Here is a 3,538-nt window from a genome sequence, read left to right on the forward strand (position 1 = left end):
CACGAGGGCCTTTCTGGTCGGTGCAGACATCACAATCCACACCGAACCCGGAAGGCCCTCACCCATTCAAGATCCCTCAACCGAGACCTGCCTCACCGTCCACAACCTCCCGAGACAGAACACCTAGTGCCGTGGCCGGAAAGGTTTGCCGTCTCGCGTCGTCCGGTGCGGTGCCTCGCAAGGCGCCGGATCGCGGCTCGTACTGGGCCGTACTCGCGTGATCCGGCAACGCCGCGAGGCGCCGTGCCGGGCGGCGCGAGGCGGTGAACCTTTCCGGCCACGGCACTAGCTCAGCCCTGCCCCCCGGGCGCGTTCCACCGCCGGGCCTATCGCCTCCGCGACCGCCTCCACGTCCGCCTTGGTCGACGTGTGCCCCAGCGAGAAGCGCAGGGTGCCGCGGGCCAGGTCCGGATCGGCGCCCGCGGCGAGCAGCACATGGCTGGGCTGGGCCACCCCCGCCGTGCAGGCGGAACCCGTGGAGCACTCGATGCCCTGCGCGTCCAGCAGCAGCAGCAGGGAGTCGCCCTCGCAGCCCGGGAAGGAGAAGTGCGCGTTGGCGGGGAGGCGGTTCGCCGGGTCCGGGTCGCCGTTGAGGACCGCGTCGGGCACGGCCGCGCGTACGGCCTCCACCAGCGCGTCCCGTAGCGCGGCCACCTCGCGGGCGAACTCCTCGCGCCGCTCCACCGCCAGCCGGCCGGCGGTGGCGAACGCGGCGATGGCCGGGGTGTCCAGCGTGCCGGAGCGCACATGGCGCTCCTGGCCCCCGCCGTGCAGCAGCGGAACGGGCGCGTACTCGCGGCCGAGCAGCAGCGCGCCCACCCCGTACGGGCCGCCGATCTTGTGGCCTGTGACCGTCATGGCGGCCAGCCCCGAGACGTCGAAGCGGGTGTCCAGCTGGCCGTACGCCTGCACCGCGTCCGCGTGCAGCGGCACGCCGAACTCGCCCGCCGTCTCGGCCAGCTCCCGCACCGGGGAGACCGTCCCGATCTCGTTGTTGGCCCACATCACGGTGGCCAGCGCGACATCGTCCGGGTCGCGCTCGATCGCCTCGCGCAGCGCCTCGGGGCTCACCCTCCCGTGGCCGTCGACCGGCAGCCACTCCACCGTCGCGCCCTCGTGCCCGGCCAGCCACTCGACGGCGTCCAGCACCGCATGGTGCTCGACGGGGCTGGCCAGCACGCGGGTGCGGTGCGGCGCGGCGTCCCGGCGGGCCCAGAACAGGCCCTTGACGGCCAGGTTGTCCGCCTCGGTGCCGCCGCCGGTGAAGACGACCTCGCTGGGGCGGGCGCCGAGCGAGGCGGCCAGCGACTCGCGGGACTCCTCGACGGTGCGGCGGGCCCGGCGCCCGGCGCCGTGCAGCGAGGAGGCGTTGCCGACGACGCCGAGCTGGGCGGTCATCGTCCGCGCCGCCTCCGGGTACATCGGGGTGGTCGCGGCGTGATCGAGATAGGCGCGGTGGGCGGTGTCTGCCATGGTTCCCCGATTCTACGGGCCACCTCGGGGCGCACACCGGGCGCGTGGGGGCGCGGTTGCGCGGAGCGGGCGCGGGGAGCGCACGATGAATTGCGGGCCTGGCCTCGGTCATTCTTCACGCAGATACGGAACGAGCGGAGGACAGACGGATGACCATGACCCACACCGACGTGGTCCGCGCCTGCTTCACCTGCTACATCACGCAGGACCGGGAGACCGCCGAGAAGCTGTACGCGGAGGACTTCACCCTCACCAGCCCGCAGGACGACCACATCGACCGGACCGCGTTCTTCGAACGCTGCTTCCCCACCGCGGCGGCGCTGCGCTCGCACGAGCTGCTGGAGGTCGTGCCGACGGAGAGCGGCGAGGTGATCGCGCTGTACGAGTACGAGAAGCTCAGCGGCGAGCGGCACCGGAACGCGGAGGTGATCACACTGCGCGACGGCCAGCTCACCGAGGTCCAGGTCTTCTTCGGCGGCCCCCCGAGGTGAGCGGCGCTAACCGCCCGCCCTGGGACCCCATACCTCGGGGCTGCCCCCGCGCCAGTCGATCAGGTCCTCGTCGTAGAGGTCGAGGGTGGCGATGTCCAGCCCGGCCCGCCGCAGGAACTCGATCACGTCGACCAGGCCGTACGCGACGCCCAGCGTCTCGCCGTGGGCTGTCACTTTGCGCCCGCCGCCGGGCGCCGGCGGGTACACGACTATCGGTGCGGCCATGCGTCCAGGCTGCGCCGAGTCGGGACCGCGCGCACCTCGGCGAGGTCAGCGGGGCCGCGGCGCTGTCCGGGTCAGATGGGGACGATGAGGCGGGCCCGGCCCTCGTGGGCCGCGTAGTGCAGCGCCTGCCAGGTGCCGGAGCCGCTGCTCTCCCCCACCGGGAAGCCGATGACCAGCGAGCTGCGATCCACCATCCAGCGGTTCCGGGCCTCGTACGCCGCCGCGTCCAGCGGGTCGGCGCCCAGCTCGACGATCTCGTCGATACGTTCCTTCGCGCGGGCCACGGCCTGCCGGGCGGCGCGCGGCTGCCGCTCCAGCACCGCGGGGGTGACGACGGTGAGCCGGGCCCTGGTGTGCTCGGCGAGCCAGACGAGGGCGAGGCTGTCGATGCCGTTCCCCCCGCCGAGGTAGAAGTGGGCGCCGCCGGGCGCCTCGGCGAAGGGGCCGAGATAGCCGGCGAACAGCTCCGCGTAGGCGGCGGCGTCGCGGTGCGCCGTGGTACGGCTGCCGGTGATGGTCACGGAACGCCTCATATCCCACCCCTACCCCGCGGGTGTCCGCGGGCAGGCCGCTGTTTCCAGCCGCCGTTCCCGGCAGCTAGCCGTTCCCGGTAGCTAGCCGTTCTCGGCCTGGAACATCCAGTGGGCCTTCTCCAGCTCGCCGGTGAGCTGGATGAAGATGTCCTCCGTCACCGGGTCGACGGGGCCGACGGCGGCCATCCGCTCGCGGGCCTTGGCGATGACCGAGGCCAGCGCGGCGACCATGGTGCGCACGGCGTCGCTGTCCGGCAGCCAGCCCTCGGGGACCGGGGAGACGGCGCTGCCCTGGAAGACGGTCGCGGAGCGGCCGTCCGGGGGGATGCCGAGCGCGGAGGCCCGCTCCGCGACGGTGTCGGTGTAGCTGCGCGCGGTGTCCACGACCTCGTCGAGCTGGAGGTGGATGGAGCGGAAGCGCGGGCCGACGACGTTCCAGTGGATCTGCTTGGCGACGAGGGAGAGGTCGATCAGGTCGACCAGCGAGCCCTGCAGCGCCTCACCCACGGTGCGGAGGGCCTCGTTGGGGAGCGTGCTCTTCACGGCGTACGACGTCACGGTACTGGCTCACTTTCTCTCGCTTCGGTACTCACCACTCCTAACGTAAACATATATCCGTAAAGAGGACATCTGCACTGCTCCCCGAACCGGCAGAGGCTTTCCCACAACAACTCCGGGGTGTTGACAGGCCGCTCCGGGCGGCTCAAGAATCAACCCGCATATGACAACGTTGTCGGACAGCTGGGAGAGCCATCATGGGGTCCGTGTCCTGGGGCTGTCTCTTATACACAACTGACGCTGCCGACGAACCTTCGA

Annotated in this window: 5 protein-coding genes; 1 reads left to right on the plus strand and 4 read right to left on the minus strand. The window is 71.8% G+C overall.

All coding sequences use genetic code 11. The features are described 5' to 3' along the window. Positions 1–285: 285 nt before the first annotated feature. Positions 286–1,473: a cysteine desulfurase family protein gene (locus G5C65_RS33665; protein ID WP_165302852.1), complete on the minus strand. Its 1,188-nt coding sequence runs from the start codon at positions 1,471–1,473 to the stop codon at positions 286–288. Between the two features lie 149 nt (positions 1,474–1,622). Between G5C65_RS33665 and G5C65_RS33670 the strand changes: the two genes are divergently transcribed. Next, positions 1,623–1,964, plus strand: a complete 342-nt coding sequence (locus G5C65_RS33670; RefSeq protein WP_206442570.1) for a nuclear transport factor 2 family protein — start codon at positions 1,623–1,625, stop codon at positions 1,962–1,964. Between the two features lie 6 nt (positions 1,965–1,970). Here the strand turns inward: G5C65_RS33670 and G5C65_RS33675 are convergent, their stop codons facing one another. The 3 genes from G5C65_RS33675 to G5C65_RS33685 form a co-directional block, all read right to left on the minus strand. Next, positions 1,971–2,189, minus strand: coding sequence for a hypothetical protein (locus tag G5C65_RS33675; protein ID WP_165302853.1), 219 nt, complete (start codon positions 2,187–2,189; stop codon positions 1,971–1,973). A gap of 71 nt (positions 2,190–2,260) precedes the next feature. Then, entirely contained in the window at positions 2,261–2,710 is a 450-nt protein-coding gene (locus G5C65_RS33680) for a hypothetical protein (RefSeq protein ID WP_338146787.1), read from the minus strand. 93 nt (positions 2,711–2,803) lie between these two features. Further along, the gene (locus tag G5C65_RS33685) at positions 2,804–3,265 is read right to left on the minus strand and encodes a ferritin-like domain-containing protein (protein WP_165302855.1); all 462 of its coding nucleotides are present in this window, start codon (positions 3,263–3,265) and stop codon (positions 2,804–2,806) included. Positions 3,266–3,538: the final 273 nt, after the last annotated feature.

The sequence above is a fragment of the Streptomyces boncukensis genome (assembly GCF_011045075.1).
Taxonomy (GTDB): domain Bacteria; phylum Actinomycetota; class Actinomycetes; order Streptomycetales; family Streptomycetaceae; genus Streptomyces; species Streptomyces boncukensis.

Bases quoted from the DNA above. Each gene is read 5' to 3' on its own strand.
- G5C65_RS33665 (WP_165302852.1), bottom strand. From the start codon at position 1,473: ATGGCAGACACCGCCCACCGCGCCTATCTCGATCACGCCGCGACCACC.
- G5C65_RS33675 (WP_165302853.1), bottom strand. From the start codon at position 2,189: ATGGCCGCACCGATAGTCGTGTACCCGCCGGCGCCCGGCGGCGGGCGC.
- G5C65_RS33670 (WP_206442570.1), top strand. From the start codon at position 1,623: ATGACCATGACCCACACCGACGTGGTCCGCGCCTGCTTCACCTGCTAC.